At 40.3% G+C, this 20,624-nt stretch carries 14 protein-coding genes; 4 read left to right on the top strand and 10 right to left on the bottom strand.

Annotation, left to right across the window (positions count from 1 at the left end):
• Positions 1–478: 478 nt before the first annotated feature.
• From NXS00_RS16485 to rimP, 4 genes are all read right to left on the bottom strand, one after another.
• Complete coding sequence (locus NXS00_RS16485; RefSeq protein ID WP_258100348.1) at positions 479–3,310, bottom strand: ligand-binding sensor domain-containing protein; 2,832 nt, start codon at positions 3,308–3,310, stop codon at positions 479–481.
• A gap of 147 nt (positions 3,311–3,457) precedes the next feature.
• Positions 3,458–6,391 (bottom strand): translation initiation factor IF-2, encoded by a 2,934-nt coding sequence (infB, locus tag NXS00_RS16480; protein ID WP_258100347.1) that lies wholly within the window; start codon positions 6,389–6,391, stop codon positions 3,458–3,460.
• Positions 6,392–6,422: 31 nt separating this feature from the next.
• Positions 6,423–7,664, bottom strand: coding sequence for a transcription termination factor NusA (nusA, locus tag NXS00_RS16475; protein ID WP_258100346.1), 1,242 nt, complete (start codon positions 7,662–7,664; stop codon positions 6,423–6,425).
• A 3-nt stretch (positions 7,665–7,667) separates the two neighbouring features.
• Positions 7,668–8,138 (bottom strand): ribosome maturation factor RimP, encoded by a 471-nt coding sequence (gene rimP / locus NXS00_RS16470; protein WP_258100345.1) that lies wholly within the window; start codon positions 8,136–8,138, stop codon positions 7,668–7,670.
• 159 nt (positions 8,139–8,297) lie between these two features.
• Between rimP and cysS the strand changes: the two genes are divergently transcribed.
• Positions 8,298–9,782, top strand: coding sequence for a cysteine--tRNA ligase (gene cysS, locus NXS00_RS16465; RefSeq protein WP_258100344.1), 1,485 nt, complete (start codon positions 8,298–8,300; stop codon positions 9,780–9,782).
• 4 nt (positions 9,783–9,786) lie between these two features.
• On the opposite strand, the gene NXS00_RS16460 is transcribed toward cysS, so the two are convergent.
• The 6 genes from NXS00_RS16460 to NXS00_RS16435 form a co-directional block, all read right to left on the bottom strand.
• Positions 9,787–12,015, bottom strand: coding sequence for a TonB-dependent receptor (locus tag NXS00_RS16460; protein ID WP_258100343.1), 2,229 nt, complete (start codon positions 12,013–12,015; stop codon positions 9,787–9,789).
• Positions 12,016–12,445: 430 nt separating this feature from the next.
• The gene (hpf, locus tag NXS00_RS16455; RefSeq protein WP_258100342.1) at positions 12,446–12,748 is read right to left on the bottom strand and encodes a ribosome hibernation-promoting factor, HPF/YfiA family; all 303 of its coding nucleotides are present in this window, start codon (positions 12,746–12,748) and stop codon (positions 12,446–12,448) included.
• Positions 12,749–12,776: 28 nt separating this feature from the next.
• Positions 12,777–13,652, bottom strand: a complete 876-nt coding sequence (locus NXS00_RS16450; RefSeq protein WP_258100341.1) for a tyrosine-type recombinase/integrase — start codon at positions 13,650–13,652, stop codon at positions 12,777–12,779.
• A 71-nt stretch (positions 13,653–13,723) separates the two neighbouring features.
• Positions 13,724–13,918: a 30S ribosomal protein S21 gene (gene rpsU / locus NXS00_RS16445; protein WP_258100340.1), complete on the bottom strand. Its 195-nt coding sequence runs from the start codon at positions 13,916–13,918 to the stop codon at positions 13,724–13,726.
• A 55-nt stretch (positions 13,919–13,973) separates the two neighbouring features.
• Positions 13,974–15,128, bottom strand: coding sequence for an acyl-CoA dehydrogenase family protein (locus NXS00_RS16440; protein WP_258100339.1), 1,155 nt, complete (start codon positions 15,126–15,128; stop codon positions 13,974–13,976).
• A 194-nt stretch (positions 15,129–15,322) separates the two neighbouring features.
• Positions 15,323–16,081 carry a DUF547 domain-containing protein gene (locus tag NXS00_RS16435; RefSeq protein ID WP_258100338.1) on the bottom strand — a complete coding sequence of 253 codons (759 nt, stop codon included), beginning with the start codon at positions 16,079–16,081 and terminating at the stop codon, positions 15,323–15,325.
• Between the two features lie 186 nt (positions 16,082–16,267).
• Between NXS00_RS16435 and NXS00_RS16430 the strand changes: the two genes are divergently transcribed.
• The 3 genes from NXS00_RS16430 to NXS00_RS16420 all read left to right on the top strand — a co-directional run bounded on the left by NXS00_RS16430 (position 16,268) and on the right by NXS00_RS16420 (position 20,603).
• Positions 16,268–18,211 carry a cation:proton antiporter domain-containing protein gene (locus tag NXS00_RS16430; RefSeq protein ID WP_258100337.1) on the top strand — a complete coding sequence of 648 codons (1,944 nt, stop codon included), beginning with the start codon at positions 16,268–16,270 and terminating at the stop codon, positions 18,209–18,211.
• A 70-nt stretch (positions 18,212–18,281) separates the two neighbouring features.
• The gene (locus NXS00_RS16425; protein ID WP_258100336.1) at positions 18,282–19,829 is read left to right on the top strand and encodes a glycine--tRNA ligase; all 1,548 of its coding nucleotides are present in this window, start codon (positions 18,282–18,284) and stop codon (positions 19,827–19,829) included.
• Positions 19,830–20,603 carry a zinc-dependent peptidase gene (locus NXS00_RS16420; protein WP_258100335.1) on the top strand — a complete coding sequence of 258 codons (774 nt, stop codon included), beginning with the start codon at positions 19,830–19,832 and terminating at the stop codon, positions 20,601–20,603.
• The last annotated feature ends 21 nt before the right edge of the window (positions 20,604–20,624 follow it).

Genomic DNA, 20,624 nt, shown 5'->3' with positions numbered 1-20,624 from the left:
TGATTGATTTCAGAGTGATCACTCACTCTACTTCTGAGGATTTTCAGGATGGATTAGCTATCCTGAAAAGGGTTCGATTTAACAGGGTGCTTCCTCGTTTACCAAATGGTACATGATTGATAATTGATAGGGTTTCTTCATACTATTTTGGTTTCATTGAATTATTGACATTGTATCACTGGTTTGAAAGTCTCTTTTTGAGATTATTTCAAAAAAGTGATAGTCAAATCTGAATATTGTGAAGGATTAATAGGTTAACTGAGGCGTTACAATTGGTTAACAGAATCCTTGTACAGAAACCTTAAATCTTTCCTAAATCAATCAAAAAGCCGATTTCCTGTTAGGATAGCGCCTTGAATTGAGGGTTAACAAATGGTTATCAAAAATAATTTCTAGAGGGTCTGGTAAATGCGATAAATTCGATTTTATATGGAAGAAATAACCCAGATCGAGTTACCAAATTGATAATTTTTGGGAGTTAGATTGACAAAATAAAATCTGTCAGGCCTTCTTTACCTTCCAAATCGATCTTCTTTCTAATACGAGATCGGGAGACTTTTACACTCTCTGGAGAAATCCCCAAAATGGAGGCACATTCATTGGCTGAAAGGTTCAAACGAATCAGCGCACAGTGTCTCAATTCCTGGGTAGTCAAAGCAGGACAATTCACTTTAAGTTTGGCATAAAACCCCGTGTAAATCTGCTCAAAATAGAGCTTGAAATCTTCCCAGTCTTTATCATGTCGGAAGCTATCATCAATGAGCTTGAGCACCTTTCGGATGTCTTGAGCCGTAGCTTTACTGTTTGGCTTGGAAAGATCTTCCAAACGATCCTTTAATGACTTGAGCGTTTCATTCTTTTGTATCAGATTTAGTGACTGAGTGGTGATCTGCTTATCACGATATTCGATCTGATCTTTTAGCTGCTTTTCTTTCAGATGAAGGAAATTCACATCGGCATCAGAAAGTGCTTGTTGGGATTTATGCACCGCCTCCGTTTTGGCTAACAGCTCTTCTTTCTGGTCAATTATACGGTTCTTCTGAGCAATGATTTCATTTTTCTGCTCATTGATCTGTTTGGTTCGATCCTCTATAATCATCCGGAACCTTCGTTTCTGTAGAATCAAACTATAATTATAAACACGTACAACTCCAGCAATGAAAGCAATGGTCAACAGGCCAGCTGATAAATATGCCCACCAGGTATAAAACCAGGGCTTCGGCACATTGAAAGTCAATACGACTGGATCACTCCATAAAGCTCCAATTTCTCGTGACCTAACCTCTAACTGATAGGAACCTTCAGAGAAACCTAAATAGGAAACTTGTCTATTGCTCGTGGATTCTGACCATTGATCGTTCAACCCAATTAAGCGTGATTGATATTCAACTTGTTTTCCAGGATAGGTGAGTGTAGTGTATTCTACTTCCAGAGATCCTTTATACGCTATCGAGATGTCGTCCTCATCGGATACTTCCTTTCCTTCTGCGGTAATGGCAAGTAGCACAGGTGTAGGGGTTTTATCAAACTTCACCAGCTCAGATTTTGCCATTACTAGCCCCTTTGCACTAGAAACCAGCACTCCTTCTTTGTAGGCCATCAATCCTCGCCAGTTCAACAGCTTAGAAGGAAGGCCATTTTTTGTATTAAAGATTAACGCATCCTCTCCATTGTATGCCGCTAACCCAAAGTCTCCAGAGAACCAAATAATTTCATCTTGTACAATTACTGCCTTTAACGCTGCATTCTCATCAATTCCGGGTACAATTACTCGAGTAAAGCCTTTACCATTTTCTTTTAAAAGCCCTTGATTAGTAGCCAGCCACAAGTTGTCGTTACTATCAAAAGCAATGTCTTCTATTGATAAATTCCCCACGAAATCGATATCCGCTTGAACCGAAATTGGCTTGAACTGATCTGAGTTAGGGTCATATTTTAACAAGTTCTGATCACCCCAGCAGCCCACAAACAAGTCACCTTTTGCATTTTGGCCCACAATGTTGGAAGATGCCACAGTATATTCAATGATTTCTGTTGACCCAAATGGGATCTTTAATAGATGCCGATCTCCGGCAAACCACTTATTCCCTGCATTATCAATTGTGATGTATTTCACAGAAGAACCTGTACTATCCGCAAGCATAATCAGTTCTTGCTTTTGAAAGTCATATTTCATGATGGTCCCAAATGAACTCCCAATCCAGATACCTTCATCATTTGCCTGTATACGATCAAAGTAATCCGTCTTAGAGGACACCAATGATTCACTTGGTTTGGTGTCATTCCAATCAAACTTTCTCAATTCCTGGCCTATGGAATAGTAAATATCATCATCTAATGTGGTAACCGACTCTACTCTCGACCTTCCCACACTTTGGAAAGAATGAATGACAGAAAAAGAGATTAACCCAACATTTTCACTACCTACTACCCAAACCTCTGGAACCGCAGCATCATAATAAAAGTCTACTACATCATTAAAATCTACTTCCTCTACTTCAAGGAAACTTCGATCTTCAAATTGAAGCATCATCAACCCTTTGTCCCAGGTCCCGATAAATAGGATATTCCGTGCTGCTTGTAAGGCTGAGATGTTGGCAACGTCATCATAAAAACGAGTACCTAATATCTCTTGATTGCTATCTACTTTGATTTCAAACAGGCCTTCTTTTCCTCCAATTAGCAAGTAATCTCCTCTCAACACTGAAATGCCAGTAACCTCTGTTATTGGCAGCTCAACATCTACTTCCATAACGGAATCTGTAGATGGACTGTATTTGAGAAGTTTGCCCTTAAATGGTGCAATCCACAAGGTACCAAATGCGTCTTCCTTGAAAGTGAATGTTCTGTGATAGCTGATGGATTGATAATCTGTGCCAAGCATAAAGCGCTTCATTCCATCTTCATTGATCCTTACCAGCGCATTGATCTCTCCCAGCCAGATATTACCCTGGCGATCCTGATAGATGCTTTTTGGAAAAGCAAAATTCTCTTCATAGGTATACTCAGCCCATTTAAATGGAACAAATTGAACCGAGTCCTTAGATATGATTTCCTTTATTCCTAGATCATTGATTACGACCAATCGATTATCTGAAGTATTAAGAAAGTTCTTGGTATAGTCACTCTGTAAGCCTTCGTTGAAGAGTTCCGTGGTTCTTCCATCATAGCGAAGTACACCCTGATCTGTCGCAAACCACATAAATCCCTGAGCGTCTTTTACCACACCCTTGATCACTTCATTATCTACAGCATCACTGAGATCATAGTAGATAAACTGATCAGTCTGTGCAACTAACTTGGTAGTCACCAATAATAAGATTACAAAAAATAACTGTCTATTCACTGTATTGGGGGTAAGCAATAGATCTTCGAAATTATCAATACAAAAGTAATGACACAAAAAAAGCAGACCATCGGATCTGCTTTTCTTGTTTGAATATATTTCTTAAACGTATTAAAGTGTACGCTTAACTTCTTTCTCTGTGAATCCTTCAATGATGTCACCAACCTTGATGTCGTTGAAGTTTTTGATACTCACACCACACTCGTAGCCTGACTTCACTTCGTTTACATCATCCTTAAATCGTTTCAATTGGTTGATTTCACCTTCGTAAGCCACGATACCGTCTCTAATCAATCGAACTTTGTTCTTACGGCTTACAGTACCTTCAGTCACATAACATCCAGCAACTGTACCGATCTTAGAAATCTTGAATACCTCTCTAACTTCAATGTTACCAGTGATAACTTCTTCAGTAGTTGGCTCCAACATACCTTCCATCGCATCTTTCACATCGTTGATAGCATCGTAGATAATTGAGTACAATCTAATTTCGATTTCCTCATTTTCTGCAATTCTTCTAGCTTGAGAAGATGGACGTACCTGGAATCCGATGATGATTGCATCAGAAGCTGACGCCAACAATACGTCTGACTCAGAGATCTGACCAACTGCTTTGTGAATAATATTCACCTGAACTTCTTCAGTAGATAGTTTCAATAGGGAATCAGAAAGTGCCTCAATAGAACCGTCCACGTCACCTTTAACGATAACGTTAAGTTCTTTAAAGCTTCCGATAGCCAAACGTCTACCAATTTCATCAAGCGTAATATGCTTCTTAGTTCTGATGGACTGCTCTCTGTGTATTTGCTCACGTTTCGTTGCAATTTCTCTAGCCTCACGGTCAGATTCCATTACATTGAAACGATCTCCCGCTTGTGGCGCACCATCCAAACCAAGCATCAATACTGGAGTGGAAGGACCAGCTACGGTCATTTTCTTACCTCTGTGATCAAACATGGCTTTTACTTTACCATAGTTAGATCCAGCAAGAACCACATCTCCTACTTTCATAGTACCAGCTTGTACCATTAATGTAGTTACGTAACCTCTACCTTTATCTAGAGTAGCTTCAATTACTGAACCAACCGCTGCCTTATCAGGGTTTGCAGTCAATTCTAGAAGCTCTGCTTCTAGCAATACTTTTTCAAGTAAGTCGTCAATACCTTCTCCTGTCTTAGCAGAAACGTGCTGACACTGATATTTACCACCCCAATCCTCAACAAGAATGTTCATCTGAGACAATTCTTCTTTGATCTTATCAGGATTAGCGTTTGGCTTATCTACTTTGTTTATCGCAATGATAATCGGCACACCAGCTACTTGAGCGTGATTGATTGCCTCTTTTGTTTGTGGCATTACCGCGTCATCGGCAGCTACCACGATGATTGCAACGTCGGTGATTTTCGCACCACGAGCTCGCATCGCTGTAAAGGCTTCGTGACCTGGTGTATCAAGGAAAGCAATTCGCTTACCTCCCTCTGTTGTCACATCATAAGCACCAATGTGCTGTGTGATACCTCCGGCTTCACCTTCTGTTACTTTAGAATCACGGATGTAGTCAAGAAGTGATGTCTTACCATGATCAACGTGTCCCATGATGGTAACGATAGGTGCTCTGTCTTTTAGATCATCTGCAGTATCTTCTACCTCCTGTACTTCTACATCTTCATCTTCCGTTGAGAATTCTACTTCATAACCGAATTCATCTGCGATTACAGTAATGGATTCAGCATCAAGTCTCTGGTTGATCGAAACGAACATACCCAAAGACATACAAGTAGAAATTACATCATTAACAGAAACGCCCATCAAAGAAGCCAAATCACTAGCTGAGATATACTCAGTTACTTTTAATTTTTTAGCTTCTTCCTGCTCTTGCATTAGCCTTTCTTCCTCAGCCTCTGCTTTCGCATTTCTCTTATCTTTTCTGTATTTCGAACGACCTTGTCCCTGATTAGTTTTTCCTCCGGAAAGCTTGGCCAAAGTTGCCTTGATCTTATCCTGGATTTCCTTATCAGTAAGTTCTTCAGTCTTTCTATTATCTCGTTGGTTACCGCCTCGGTGATTTCCACCTCGGTTACCACCACGATTGTTATTATTTCTATCTCCTCCGCGATTTTGTCCCGGTCCACGATTGTTATTATTGTTATTATCTGATGGACTGTTTATTCTCTTACGAGGACGTTTTTTCTTGCGGTCTTTATTCTCGTCTGAGCTAGCAACCGGTTTCGGTTTCTTCTTCTCAGGAAGCTCGATTTTACCTAGTACTGTTAGACCTTTAAGAGAATCAGCTTTCGCTTCGATTTTCTCTTCTTTCTTAGGCTCCTCCTTCTTAGGTTCCTCTTTCTTAGGCTCTTCTTTTTTCACTTCCACTTTAGGTGCAGCCGGAGCTTCTTTCTTAGGTTCTTCCTTCACTTCAGGCTTTTTAGGCTCTTCCGCTTTCGGCTCTTCCTTCTTCTCCTCGGCTTTCACCTCAGGCTTAGGCTCTTCTTTTTTCTCTTCTACCTTAGGCTCAGGAACTGGCTCAGGTTTTGGCGCTTCAACCTTTGGTTCAGGTTTTGGCTCCTCCTTCTTCTCCTCTATTTTAGGCTCTTCAGCCTTAGGAGGTTCAGGTTTTGGCTCCTCTTTTTTCTTGTTGCCATCCAAATCAATTTTGCCGACAACTTTAGGACCTTCTAGTTTGGTTCTTCCGAGAATCTTATCGGCATCCTCTTCCTCCTTCTTAGGAGCTTCTTTGGCACTATTATCCTTAATCAGGATTTCTTCCTCATCATCAGATGTTGACTTAGGCTGCTCTTCAGTAGCCTTTATCACCATATTATCAGAGTGCTTAGTGCCTATAGTCAAGCCAGACGCCTCTTCTTTTTCCATGGCAGAAGATGCAAATTCTCTGGAAAGCAAGGAATACTGCTCTTGTGTGATCTTCGAATTAGGACTACTATCTACCTCGAATCCTTTACCAGAAAGGTAATCGAGTATAGTCCCACGACCCACATTCAGTTTTCTTGCAACTTGACTTAGTCGATAAGTTTTTTCTTCTGCCATATATTACTGTTACTAATTCCTTATTAGCCTATTATTCAAATTCTTGTTTGAAGATGTTCAGTACTTCTTTTACTGTCTCTTCTTCCAGGTCGGTTCTTCTTACAAGCTCTTCAATTGACAACTGAAGTACGCTCTTTGCTGTATCCAAACCAATTTTTTTCAATTCGTCGATAATCCAGCTATCGATTTCATCTGAGAACTCATCCAGATCCACATCTTCATCCTCGGCTTCATCCAATTCTCTGAAGACATCTATCTCAAGTCCTACAAGTCTCGATGCTAGTTTAATGTTCTGACCTCCCTTACCGATCGCCAAAGATACTTGATCTGGCTTCAGATACACTGAAACACGGTCTTTTTCCTCGCTAATCTTCATGCTAGTGATTTTTGCAGGGCTCAAAGCTCTTGCAATGTATAGCTCAAGATTGTCGGTAAAGTTGATTACGTCAATGTTTTCGTTTTGTAGCTCACGTACGATAGAGTGGATACGAGATCCTTTCATACCAACACATGCTCCAACCGGATCAATTCTGTCGTCAAATGACTCAACAGCCACTTTTGCACGCTCTCCCGGCTCTCTAACTACATTTTTGATAGTGATTAATCCATCATAAACCTCTGGTACTTCACTCTCGAACAAACGCTCAAGGAAAGTAGGAGAAGTTCTGGAAAGTATGATTTTAGGGTTACCGTTCACCATCTCAACTCGCGTCACGATAGCTCTTACGTTATCTCCTTTTCTGTATCTATCTTTTGAAATTTGCTCCGCTTTTGGAAGGTTTAGTTCATTACCCTCTGCATCTATCAACAAAATCTCTCTGCTAAGAGTTTGATAAACTTCACCAGCAATGATTTCACCTACCAGATCCTTATACTTCTGGAACAAGATATCTTTCTCAAGATCTTTAATCTTTTGGATCAATGTCTGACGAGCAGTCATTACCGCTCTTCTACCGAAATCTTCTAATTTAATTTCCTCAGAAACTTCCTCACCAATTTCGAAATCGGGCTCAATCTTACGAGCATCCGTCAAACTAATTTTATCATGATCCCAGATATCTTCAGAGTTATCATCCACGATTTCTCTAAATCTCCAGATCTCTAAGTCACCTTTATCTGTGTTGATGATAATATCAAAGTTATCATCAGTCTTATACTTTTTGCGAATCATTGTTCTGAAAACATCTTCCAGAATCCTGATCATAGTAGGACGATCAATGTTTTTGCCTCTGGCAAAATCCGCAAACGAATCAATTAAAATTCCAGTATCCATCGTTTATTTGAATGAAACTAATACCATCGATTTTTTAATATCACTTAAATTAATCTCGTGTGTGATGACCTCTTTCTTCACTTTCTCTTCCAACACGATTTTGTCATCCTCCACGGTTTTTAACTCACCACTTACTTGACTTCCATCTACTAAGTCTATTTTTAATGACCTTCCCACATTCTTGTGATATTGCCTAATAGACTGCAAAGGAAAATCTAATCCCGCTGAAGACACTTCCAGAAAATATTTACCGTCAATCAAGTCGGTTTCTTCCAATAAGCCTGAAAGCTCTCTACTCACCTGACTGCACTGATCAATGGTGATGCCCTCATCCCCATCCAGCAATACAATCAATTTTTGGTTCCCAGAATTCCCTTTAAGGATCACGTTCACCAAAAACAATGAAGGATCACCTGCGATGATTCCCTCCACCATGTGCTGAACTTCTTCCTCAATCTTCTTTCCAACAACCATTTTATTATGAATAAAAAGAGGGGACTTGCGTCCCCTCGAACCTTAATTCTATATTTGCAATGCAAAGCTAGTAGAAAAAATAGTCAATTCAAATTGAGGTTTAAACAAACTATTTTAGCTCAACTTCGTCATAACTAAGTATTTATAAAAAATAACCCGATGATCGGAAAACTCCGAGTTGTAAACTCATTGTCCAGAGAAAAAGAAGTATTCGAACCGTTAAACGCTCCTCACGTGGGAATGTACGTATGTGGGCCTACGGTTTATAGTGATGTTCACCTGGGGAATGTAAGAACATTCATGTCATTTGACGTGATCTACAGATACCTACAATTTTTAGGATATAAAGTGCGATATGTGCGCAATATCACAGATGTAGGACACCTATTGGATGATACTGGTGAGGATAAGATTTCAAGAAAGGCCAAGTTAGAAAACCTGGAACCTATGGAAATCGTGCAGAAATACACGAATGACTTCCATAGAGTAATGGAAACATTCAACATCCTGCCACCAGATATCGAGCCTACGGCGACTGGTCACTTGATGGAGCAACTGGACATGATTCAGGAGCTTGTAGATAATGGGTTCGCTTATGAATCTAATGGATCTGTATACTTTGATATTAGCAAATTCAATGAAAAGTATGATTATGGTAAGTTGAGTGGTAGAAAAACCGAAGACTTACTGAATCAAACTCGAGAATTGGATGGTGGATCGGACAAGAGAAGCCCATTGGATTTTGCGCTTTGGAAAAAAGCCGCACCAGAGCATATCATGCGTTGGAATACCAAATGGAGCGATGGATTCCCGGGGTGGCATTTGGAGTGTTCGGTGATGAGCACCAAGTATCTCGGTGAAGAATTTGATATTCACGGAGGTGGAATGGATCTAAAATTCCCTCACCATGAATGTGAAATTGCACAAAATGCAGGTTCTACTGGTAAAGAAGGAGCCAAATACTGGATGCATACCAACATGCTTACGGTAAACGGAACCAAGATGAGTAAGTCACTTGGCAATTCATTCTTACCACATGAGTTGATTTCTGGCGATCATGAATTGTTAGAGCATGGCTACAGCCCAATGACTATCCGTTTCTTCATGCTTCAGTCTCACTACGCAAGCACATTGGATTTCTCCAATGAAGCACTGGATGCAGCACAGAAAGGTTATATGAAGTTGGCGAACGGCTTAAGACTGATCAAAAACTATGAATATCCTGAAGGTTTAGCAGAAGAAATTAACACAAAACAAGCAGAGCAGATCAACAAAATCTGTGACAACTGCTACCATGCGATGAATGATGACTTCAATACTGCTTTGACGATTGGTCATTTGTTTAACCTGGTGAAGAAAGTAAACTCTATCCAAACTGGTCAATTGAAATTTGAGGAGATTGGCAAAGAGACTTTCGAGCGCATGAAGAGCACCTTCATTGCTTTCTGTGAGGAAATTCTAGGGCTAAAATTAGAGACAAACTTGTCTTCACAAAACCTTCTAGAAGTCATCCTTGAAGAATACAAAGTAGCTAAAGAAGCGAAGAACTACGACAAAGTGGATGAGCTGAGAGCTAAGCTAAAAGCTGAGGGAGTGATCGTAAAAGACATGAAAACAGGCATTGATTGGGCTTTTGAGGAATAATAGCTCAATCTATCTGCCATTTAATGCCTAAATAAAACTCGCGCCCATGGATGGGTGAGTAAGCATAAGAGGTATCAAAATACGGACTAAAACCTATTGGACTGTTCGGATCATTGTAACCAACCAATGGTGATTGTTTCTGAATATAGTTGAATAGGTTTTGGATCCCTCCGTAAAGTGAAAACTGGTCAGAAAACTGCTTATTGATTTGAATATTCTGAAAAGCGAAAGGCTCTGATCTCGTTGCTCGTGGATTGCTCACAGGATCGCCAACAGCATTTAAATCATATACTTCAGGTAGAGCCATCGGACCTGTAACTCTCAGTGTGTAGCCAAAGGTTATTTTTTGGGCCTTCCAGGAATAGTTAGCTGTAAACACACTACTCCACAACGGCGAAAACTCCACATCTCTGGTTACTTCATCTCTCGTTTCCGTTACCTTCTGGTAATTGAATCCGAGAGAATAAGAAAGAGGCATCATTAACTCTTGATTCCAATTAAATCCAATTCCTCTGGAAATGGCATAACCAGGTGAATTCGCATAAATGATTTGCCCTGGCGTATCGTAATTAGGAATAATCTTATTGTAGAAATACGAATAAAAAGCGTCTAAATCAAACATTCCCTGGCTCTCACCAAGGGTGAAAATATGATTCAGGTTCAAAGAAGCATTCGCAGATCGCTCTGGCTTTAGCTCTTCCACAATCTGGACTTCCCGTTGCCCAGTGACGAATGCATGATCTTCCGTAAAGAGATTAACAACTCGAAACCCTGTTCCAAAATTGCTTCTCAAAGTAGTCCAATCTCCTACTTTCCATTTGGTAGATAGTCTTGGCGAAGGAATCAACCCATGCGAAGAATAATGGTCAACTCTCAGCCCTGAAAGCAAGCTAAAAGACTTCCCTATTTCAAATTCATCCTGCACAAACAAACCAGGAATCCACTGATTGTCTGGATTATTAACCGTAGCAACGGTATTGTCATCATACAATTGGAATCTATTCGTCAGCCCAGTAATCACCGTATGATTTTTCAGTGCTTTGGTCCAAACAAAATTGGTATAAGCTATGGTCTGCTCAGCTTCGTAGTGGTCGGCCCCATAATAGCTATCCTGAATGTGCTGACTGATGGAATAATCGAGTTTGAGATTTTCAGCTGTCTGAAATTCATAAGTTCCAAATAGTTCCGCTCGATAAGTGTAGATACTCTCTCCATAAATCGAGTCATTGCCACGAATGGAGCGATAGGCTCGATCTTCCAAAAACTCTTCTACTCCATTTCTTCGATCTTCATAATAAAGCTTACCAGCCAGAGTAAACTTTTTATCATTGGGACGGATCATACTCCATTTAGAAAATAACGAGTAGCGATCCAGGTTAACCAAATCACTAAATCCATCTTCGTTTTCATCATCATAATCCCCAATAATTGCATAATTCAACCCCGTAAATCCTTTGAAACGTTTCGTGGTAGTGGATACTCCAATATTTCCGAATGATTCCAGATGAGAGGTTCCCATCAAATCGATGGAGAACTTGGGCTGATCTGCCGGGTCTTTAGTGATCACGTTAATGACGCCAGCCATGGCTTCAGAACCATAGAGTGTAGAGTTAGGTCCTTTTATGACTTCAAACCGATCTATTACCATGTTTGGAATGCCGTTCAAGCCATAAACAGACGCCAAATTTCCAAACATTGGACTTCCATCAATCAAAACTGCTGTGTAAGGCCCTGGTAATCCGTTGATGCGGATACTATTGGTAAAACACACACCACAAGCGACTACTTCCTGTACACCATTGATCAGCTTTACTCCTTCCATAATGGATGAAGCCGCTGCTGGAATATAGGTGTTGAGATGTTTCGAGGTGATCACTTCTACTTTCACCGGAGAAGCTGTGATCATGGTTGGCTTCATCGTACCAGTTACCACCACAGCATCAAGCCCCAAATCACTCACTTCTAAATCAAAGCGTATAGAGGCTTTATTGCCTACACGCTTCTCCTGCTGTTTGAAACCGACTGATCTCACCACCAATACTGCGTCTTCTGGCAAAGCTGAAACAAAGACAAAGTATCCATTAGAATCCGAGACCGTTCCAAACTCCGAGTTCTTCACTTGCACTGTGGCACCAGGCACTGCTTCACCGTCATGAAATACGCAGCCTGAAACCTGACCAGCTAAGCCAAGCGCACCATTCAAAAGCAAACACAAAAAGACTAATCTTCTCAATACCAAAACAATACAGTTTGTTGAAATATATGACAAAGATTATTTTTAATTATTTATTATACAAATCACATATTATTTTTAGACTTATCTAAATCATAAAAACATTAAGAAAAAACCCCTTCAGACAACCTGAAAGGGCTAATAGAACACTGTAATATTTTAAATAAAAAAGTCGTTCCTTGCCCGAGGAACGACTTTAAGCCGATGGTTGCTTCTCAACCATACTTTAAATCACCGCTAGATAAGTATTGCACTCATCAAAAACTATGCTTGTTTATGATTCAAAAATGCAGTGATTCCGGCTTGCATTATTAATCAATTGGATAAGCAGTCATGATCTCTCGATTTTTGGCATGCCTCTTCCGATAAACGCAAAGGCATAAAAAAAGCCAAGAAACATTTCTCGGCTTTTTAGTGATTGGCTTTAAGCTCAATTATGAGCCAAGAGCTTTTCTTTATGTTTTTTCAGTTGTCGTCTTAGGGACTCCACAGCCTCATCGGCTCCTGCCTCGAAAGACTTAGACTTCTCTTTAGCAAAAAGTTGACCTCCTGGAATATTCAATTTGATCTCCAGTACTTTATTTTCTCTGTCATCATCCTTTTCTAGTCTCATGAATACTTCTCCGTCAATAATTCTATCATAAAAAGTATCTAGCTTGTTAGCTTTCTTTTGAATAAAATCAACCAATTTCTGGTCTGCGTCAAAGTGGATAGAATGCATTTGTAATTTCATGATTCTTAAAATTTAAAGATTAAACCATTTATGCTTTTGGATGAGCCTGATCGAAAACCGACTTCAGCTTCTCCATTGAATTGTGCGTATAAACTTGGGTTGCTGCCAGACTAGTATGTCCTAGCAGATCCTTCACCGCGTTTAGTTCTGCACCTTTGTTTAATAAGTGAGTTGCAAATGTGTGCCTCAGAACGTGAGGGCTTTTTTTACTGATGGTAGTAACTTGTTCTAAATACTTTTTAACTGTTCTGTAAACCATCATAGGATACAACTTATCACCATTATCTGTTACTAGTAGAAACTCCGTTTTACCGAATTGTTTGTTTCGTTGTTGCTGGTAGTTTCTAAGTAGTTTAACGAGAAAATCAGTGGTTGGTATAAGCCTTTCTTTATTTCTTTTTCCTAAAACTTTAATGGAATTTTGATACTCATTGATATCCAGATCCTTAAGCCCAATTAATTCTGAGAGACGAATTCCCGTTGCATACAGCATTTCCAGAATCACGCGATCTCTGAGTCCAAAAAAGTCTTCGCTGAACTCAATTTGATCTAGCAAAACGACCATTTCATTTTCCCTAACGAAAGAGGGAAGTCGTTTTTCAACTTTGAGAGGCTTCAACCTACCAGTAGGGTTGGTGGAGACAAACTCTCGGGCCAATAAGAATTTATAATAAGATTTGAGCGTAGCAATTTTACGATTGATAGATCCCGGAGCTATACCAGCTTCCATTAGCTCTACAATCCAGCTGCGCAGATGAGGATGCTTGACTTCTGTCAAATCATCTATCTCGAAGGTTCCCTGAAGAAATTGGGTGAATTGTTCTAAATCCTTCTCGTACGCCGTAAGGGTATGCTCGCTATAGCGTTTTTCGTAACGAAGGTATTTAAGAAAGGAGTCAACCATAAGTCAGTATCTACCCGATAGAGGGTAAATACTAACTTAATAATTTCATATGATAATTCCCGAATTTGGGATTACTTATTTTCCTGCTCTTGCATGTGCTGACGGTACGCAGCCTTAATAACCTGAGTTCTTCTAACCACTGAAGGCTTAGTAAAATAAGTTCTAGATCTCAATTCTCTAAGAACTCCGGTTTTCTCGAATTTCTTCTTGAATCTTTTAAGCGCCTTATCGATTGACTCGTTTTCTTTTACGTTTACTACAATCATGTTATTTCGTATTTGAGCCTGCAAAAGTAAAGGAAAATTTATTCCTCCCAAACATTTATTTCAATACTTCTCTGGAAATCACCAATTTTTGTATCTCGGAGGTGCCTTCACCAATGGTACACAGCTTAGCATCCCTATAATACTTCTCTGCTGGGTAGTCTTTGGTATAGCCATACCCTCCAAAAATCTGCACCGCCTCATTTCCTAACTCTACTGCTACTTCTGAAGAATAGTACTTGGCCATAGCTGACTCTTTTGTCATAGGCTTGCCTTGCATTTTCAGCTCTGCAGATTGATAAGTTAGCAATTTGGCTGCCTCTAGCTTAGTGGCCATATCTGCGAGCTTGAAGGAAATAGCCTGGAATGAGCTAATTGGTTTCCCAAATTGCTCTCTCTCTTTAGAATATTGCACGGATACATCGAAGGCTCCCTGAGCAATACCACAACCTAAAGCTGCAATGGAGATTCTTCCACCATCCAATACTTTCAAAGACTGGACGAAACCATCTCCCACTTCTCCTATCAGGTTTTCCTGCGGAATACGGCAATTATCAAAGATCATCTCCGCTGTTTCAGAGCAGCGCATTCCCAACTTATTCTCTTTTCTGCCTCCGCTGAACCCTGGAGTACCACGTTCTACGATAAAAGCAGATGCATTTCTAGATTTACCTGGCTCTCCTGTTCTAGCAATAACTACAGCTACATCTCCAGAAATACCATGAGTTATAAAGTTTTTAGCTCCATTCAGCACCCACTCATTTCCTTCTTTCACAGCTGTAGTACGCATATTACCTGCATCTGAACCCGTATTTGGCTCTGTGAGGCCCCATGCACCTATCCATTCACCAGTAGCAAGTTTTGGTAAGTATTTGGCTTTTTGGGATTCGCTGGCATGTTGAAGAATGTGACCTGTACACAAACTGTTATGTGCTGCCATAGACAATCCGATTGATCCATCTACTCTGCCTAACTCGATAATGGCTGTTACATATTCATGATAGCCGAAACCTGAACCTCCATATTCCTGTGGAACGAGCACACCCATCAGGCCTAGCTCACCAAGTTTTTTAAATACATGAATTGGGAATTCCTGGGACTCATCCCATTCCATTTTGTGCGGTTCGATTTCGTGTTTAGCAAATTCACGAATCATATCAGCGATCATACGCTGATTCTCCTCCCGCTGTGATGTCTGCGGGCTCTCAGTCATTGTTTCAATCATTTGTAATTTGGGGTAATGTTGTTATTACAAAATTAACAATCTAAGGGAAGTGTTTTGAAAATCTTCCAATTTATTCCTTTAGGGTACTGATTATCAACGTATTTCCGATTACTCAGTTGACTAAAAAGCAAAAAGCCTCAAAACTTAATTCTGAGGCTTTCTTCATCACATTCTCTTAATGCCTATTTCTGCTCGTTTAGACGCCAATCATATTCCTTGTAGGAGATATCTGTTTTGTCTCCAATTTTTACATCTGCATATTGATTGATAAAGTCTTTAATGGGCATTACCGCTTTAAAATCCCCACCAAACCAATCGAATAACTTAGAAAGCTGTGCCTTGTCTTTAGTAATATCATTTCTGAAATCGTCATTGATGAATCGCTTGGCTTGATCACTGAGTTGATCATCGAGTTTTTCTGCAGTGTATGCCTCCTCGCGCAAGACCGGACATGAATAAGATGCACAGTTGATAGCGAAATGTACACGTGGCTCTTTCCATTTCTTTCTGAGAATTCCATGCTCCACATTGTTCAGATCATAAGTCTCTCCACCTATTTCTATAAATTTGATATCCCACGGTGTATTGACAAATGGAATCTGAATGGAGCTTCCGATATCCTTAATGCTCTCTACCGGATAATGCTCGAGGACTAACTCAATAGTAAAAGCATTATAGACATTGATCCAATAGGCAATTTCCTCATTCTTACTCCAACTCTTCCCTGGAGCAGTGCTCTGAAGCAATGTCAAATATTCCTTCAGCTTTGCTCGCTCCTTCTGAAACCCTTTATAATCTACGAACCCATTCTTTCCCACATATTTATTTAGTAACTGATCAAAGATTTCATGGGAAACAGGCTCGCCTTCCAAGTTATTGGATTGAACTGGACTACAATTAAGCAGTATTAAAATCGAGGTAAGAACCGTGATAGATTTCATTAGGATATTGTTTAATTTCAAAGGTTCCAGGAACTGTGTCATTAAGAATTTTATTCATTTATTAATAGAATTGAAAGATTTCTAGTGACTCATTGCCTAAAACAGACTAATTTTTGGATTCCTAAAGTAACGGGCAAGAACAATGCCGGTTGTAATTAACCAACTAATTAAGCTTAAAGAGTCAGCTTGCTAACATTTCTATCTACATATAAAGAATTGATTCTAGTGTTATCAGGTTTTCTGATCATTGCACTTGCTTCTAACCAGATTGCCAAGTCCTTTCAGAAGATACGATTGCCACTGATCACTGGATTGATTTTCACAGGAATTATCTCCGGCCCCCATATTATTGGGCTTATTCCTATCTCCGCGAAAGACAACTTACAATTCATCAATGAGATCGCCCTAGCGTTCATTGCATTTGCAGCTGGAGCTGAGCTCTACCTCAAAGAACTCAGAAGCCGATTTAAAAGTATCAAGTGGAACACCTTCGGACAGCTGGTGGTGACTTTTGTGGTAGGATCCATAGCGGTATACTTCTGCGCAGACTACATTCCGTACATGAGAGAAATGAGTACTGCCGCTAAAATCTCTGTTTCCACGATCACTGCGGCCATATTTGTAGCGCGTTCTCCAGCTTCTGCCATTGCGGTAATTAATGAACTCCGCGCCAAAGGTCCATTTGTACAGACGGTGATGGGCGTAACAGTAGTGAAGGATTTTCTTGTGATCATTTTATTCTCCATCTGTCTGGCAGTTGGAGAATCCTTGATTGCCGGGGAAGATTTTAAGTTATTAAGCATTGTTCATATTATAGTTGAGCTGGCGCTCTCATTTGGGATTGGGTTCTATGCCTTCGGCCAGTTATTAAAATTTGTTCTATCTCTAAAGATTATCCGACCTGGTAAGACAGTGTTGGTGTTGTTAGTTGGCTTTTCAAGCTATTTGCTTTCTCATGCCGTAAAAGATCTTACTCTTGAGTACTTCAATCATGGCATTCATATGGAACCGCTGCTGATGTCCATTCTAGCCTCATTCTTTGTAACCAACTACACCAAGTATAGAGCAGAGTTCATCAATATTTTAGAACATACAGCCACGCCTATTTACATAGCTTTCTTTACTTACACAGGAGCAACTTTAGCCATTAATGTGATCGGTTCGGTAATTGGAGTAGCCTTAATTCTATTTGCCATAAGAATAATTACCATGATCATGGGTGCCTACACTGGAGGAATTTTAGCTGGTGACCCTATGAAACAAAATCACCTTGGCTGGATGCCGTATGTGACTCAAGCAGGTGTTGGGTTAGGCTTGGCAACCGTAATAGCGGATACTTTCCCAGGTTGGGGGGATGAGTTTGCAACAGTAATCATTGCTGTGATCGTTATCAATCAATTCTTAGGTCCTCCATTGTTCAAATGGGCCATCTATCAATTAGGTGAAGACAGGACCAAAGCACAAACTCCGGAGTTTGATGGAATTAGAGATGCTATCATATTTGGATTTGAAAGTCAGTCTGTAGCCTTAGCAAATCAACTAAGAGAAAATGGGTGGGAAGTTCAAATTGCCACCAAATTACAGCAAGGAAGCATTGACGAGCCAGAAGGCATCAGCATTACTTATGGAATAAAAGACTTCAGCAAAGAAGAGTTTGACCTCATGAATGCAGATAAGACTGAAGCAATAGTAACCATGCTTTCGGACGAAGAAAACCTCAAAATATGTGATACGGCTTACCATCACTTTGGCACTCGAGATGTTATTGTAAGGCTGAATCACCGATACAACTATGACAAATTCCTGGCACTGGATGCCAAGGTAGTAGATCCTTCCACGGCCATGGTAAGTCTGCTAGATCACTTCGTGAGATCTCCACAGGCCACTTCATTATTGTTGGGTATGGAGAAAGGACAAGATTCCAGAGATGTGGAAATACTCAACCCAGACATTCATGGACTCACACTTCGAGATCTTCGACTTCCTGGTGATGTCATTATATTGTCCATCATGCGTGGCGGACAGAGTATCATTACTCATGGGTACACTCGTTTGAGGCTCAGAGATATAGTCACAGTAGTTGGCTCCATTAAGAGTCTGGAAGAAGTCCAGTTTAAGTTTGATAACTAAGAAAGATCCACTCTAATCGAATTTTGGTTTTTTCATCCCAAAAGATGCTCAAAATTTTATCTTTGCGGCTATGGCAAATTCTGGCGAACAAATTACACTTAAAAATATAGCCTCACACTGTAAGGAATATGGTTTCATTTACCCTTCTAGTGAGATTTACGATGGACTTGGAGCGACGTATGATTATGGTCCCTACGGTTCTGAATTAAAGAATAACATCAAAGAATATTGGTGGAAAGCAATGGTTCGTCTCAACGAAAACATTGTGGGTATCGATGCAGCGATCTTCATGCATCCGACTACCTGGAAAGCATCGGGCCACGTAGATGCCTTCAATGATCCATTGATTGACAATAAAGACTCTAAGAAAAGATATCGTGCAGATGTTTTGATCGAGGAAGCAATGGCCAAGATTGAAGCTAAAATTGACAAAGAAGTAACCAAAGCGGCAAAACGTTTCGGTGACTCATTTGATAAAGGTCAATTCGTCGCAACCAATGACCGTGTATTGAAATACAAAGGTCAGATAGAAGAGATTGAGCACAGAATGAAGACTGCTACCGAAGCTGGTGACCTTGCTGGGTTGAAGCAGTTGATCGTTGACTTAGAAATTGCTGATCCTGTTTCTGGTTCTAGAAACTGGACGGATGTTCGTCAATTCAACTTGATGTTTAGCACAGAGTTGGGTTCTGTTGCCGATGAATCTGGTAAAATCTACTTAAGACCTGAAACGGCTCAAGGTATTTTCGTTAACTATCTGAACGTGCAGAAAACAAGCCGTATGAGATTGCCATTTGGTATCGCTCAGATAGGTAAGGCTTTCCGGAACGAAATTATCGCACGTCAGTTTATTTTCAGAATGCGTGAGTTTGAACAAATGGAGATGCAATTCTTCATCAAGCCAGGTACCGAAATGGAGTGGTACGAAACCTGGAAAGAAAAGAGAATCAAGTGGCATAAAGCGCTTGGTCTTGGTGAAGAGAACTACCGTTTCCACGATCACCTGAACCTTGCGCATTACGCTAATGCAGCTTGTGACATTGAGTTTAACTTCCCAATGGGCTTCAAAGAACTAGAAGGAATTCACTCAAGAACAGACTTTGACTTAAGTGCTCATGAAAAGCACTCTGGTAAAAAGCTTCAGTTCTTCGATAATGACTTAAATGAAAGCTATGTGCCATATGTATTGGAAACTTCTATTGGTCTGGACAGAATGTTCCTTGCAGTAATGTCATCAGCTTATACGGAAGAAAAGCTGGAAGATGGCAGTGAAAGAACAGTCTTGAAGATTCCTGCAGCTTTGGCTCCGGTTAAAGTAGCTGTTCTTCCATTGTTGAACAAAGATGGTCTTCCTGAAAAAGCAGAGGAGATCATGAAAGAGATCAAGCTGGACTTCAATGCGCAATACGATGCGAAAGATGCTATTGGAAAGCGATACAGAAGACAAGATGCTATTGGTACTCCTTACTGCGTGACTGTTGACCACCAAACGTTGGAAGACAACATGGTGACTATCCGTGAGCGTGACACGATGGAGCAGCAGCGTGTTTCTATTCCTGAGTTGATCAAGACTTTGGATGAAAAAGTAAACATCAAAACGCTTCTTAAACAGCTATAAGTGCTCTGGTTTTTACTGATTGCAGTTATCATATTTGGTGTGGTCGTTTATCGCTCACATCTCTTTCAACAATTTCTAGCTGCAGAAGGCATAAAACCAAGCTTAAATAAAGAGGAGCTCTATTCTTTGCAAAAACACTTTGCTTATTATAGAGCTCTTCCTCCCAAATCTCAGCGAATCTTTGCCTATCGAGTCAATCGATTCAAGAAACTGACCGAGTTTGTTCCTCGCCATATGGGTGAGGTCACTTCAGAAATGGAAGTACTTATTTCCGCCTCTGCTGTTCAAATAGCCTTTGGCTTTGCTGATGTATTTCTTGCTCACTTCGATCGCATTATTGTTTATCCCGACCAGTTTTTCAGCACGGCAGATCAGCGATATCACAAAGGAGAAGTAAATCCTGCAATGGCTGTGATTGTGATTTCCTGGAGACATTTCGTGGAAGGTTATGCTACTGAAGAAGGACTAAACCTAGGTCTTCATGAAATGGCACACGCTCTTCAATTGGAGAATGTGATCATGAATGACGAATTTGGCTTTATGGATGAGGATGCTATTAAGCTCTGGCAAGGACTTGCCAGCCAGGAAATGAGGTTGATTCGTGAAGGAAAGTCAACTTTTTTCAGATCTTATGCTGGCACCAATCATGCAGAATTTTTTGCTGTGGCAGTAGAGAATTTCTTTGAGAGACCGAAAGAATTTTCTGAACACCATTCAGCACTTTACAAAACATTAGCTGATCTGCTTCAGCAAGATCCATTATTGCTGAGATAGAATAAAACGGCTTTGGCATCA

This window comes from Marinoscillum pacificum (assembly GCF_024714495.1).
Lineage (GTDB): Bacteria > Bacteroidota > Bacteroidia > Cytophagales > Cyclobacteriaceae > Marinoscillum > Marinoscillum pacificum.
The sequence above is the reverse complement of the archived record's forward strand: the minus strand, read 5'-3'. Positions and strand labels throughout refer to the sequence as shown.

Bases quoted from the DNA above. Each gene is read 5' to 3' on its own strand.
- infB (WP_258100347.1), bottom strand. From the start codon at position 6,391: ATGGCAGAAGAAAAAACTTATCGACTAAGTCAAGTTGCAAGAAAACTG.
- nusA (WP_258100346.1), bottom strand. From the start codon at position 7,664: ATGGATACTGGAATTTTAATTGATTCGTTTGCGGATTTTGCCAGAGGC.
- rimP (WP_258100345.1), bottom strand. From the start codon at position 8,138: ATGGTTGTTGGAAAGAAGATTGAGGAAGAAGTTCAGCACATGGTGGAG.
- cysS (WP_258100344.1), top strand. From the start codon at position 8,298: ATGATCGGAAAACTCCGAGTTGTAAACTCATTGTCCAGAGAAAAAGAA.
- hpf (WP_258100342.1), bottom strand. From the start codon at position 12,748: ATGAAATTACAAATGCATTCTATCCACTTTGACGCAGACCAGAAATTG.
- NXS00_RS16450 (WP_258100341.1), bottom strand. From the start codon at position 13,652: ATGGTTGACTCCTTTCTTAAATACCTTCGTTACGAAAAACGCTATAGC.
- rpsU (WP_258100340.1), bottom strand. From the start codon at position 13,918: ATGATTGTAGTAAACGTAAAAGAAAACGAGTCAATCGATAAGGCGCTT.
- NXS00_RS16440 (WP_258100339.1), bottom strand. From the start codon at position 15,128: ATGACTGAGAGCCCGCAGACATCACAGCGGGAGGAGAATCAGCGTATG.
- NXS00_RS16435 (WP_258100338.1), bottom strand. From the start codon at position 16,081: ATGAAATCTATCACGGTTCTTACCTCGATTTTAATACTGCTTAATTGT.
- NXS00_RS16425 (WP_258100336.1), top strand. From the start codon at position 18,282: ATGGCAAATTCTGGCGAACAAATTACACTTAAAAATATAGCCTCACAC.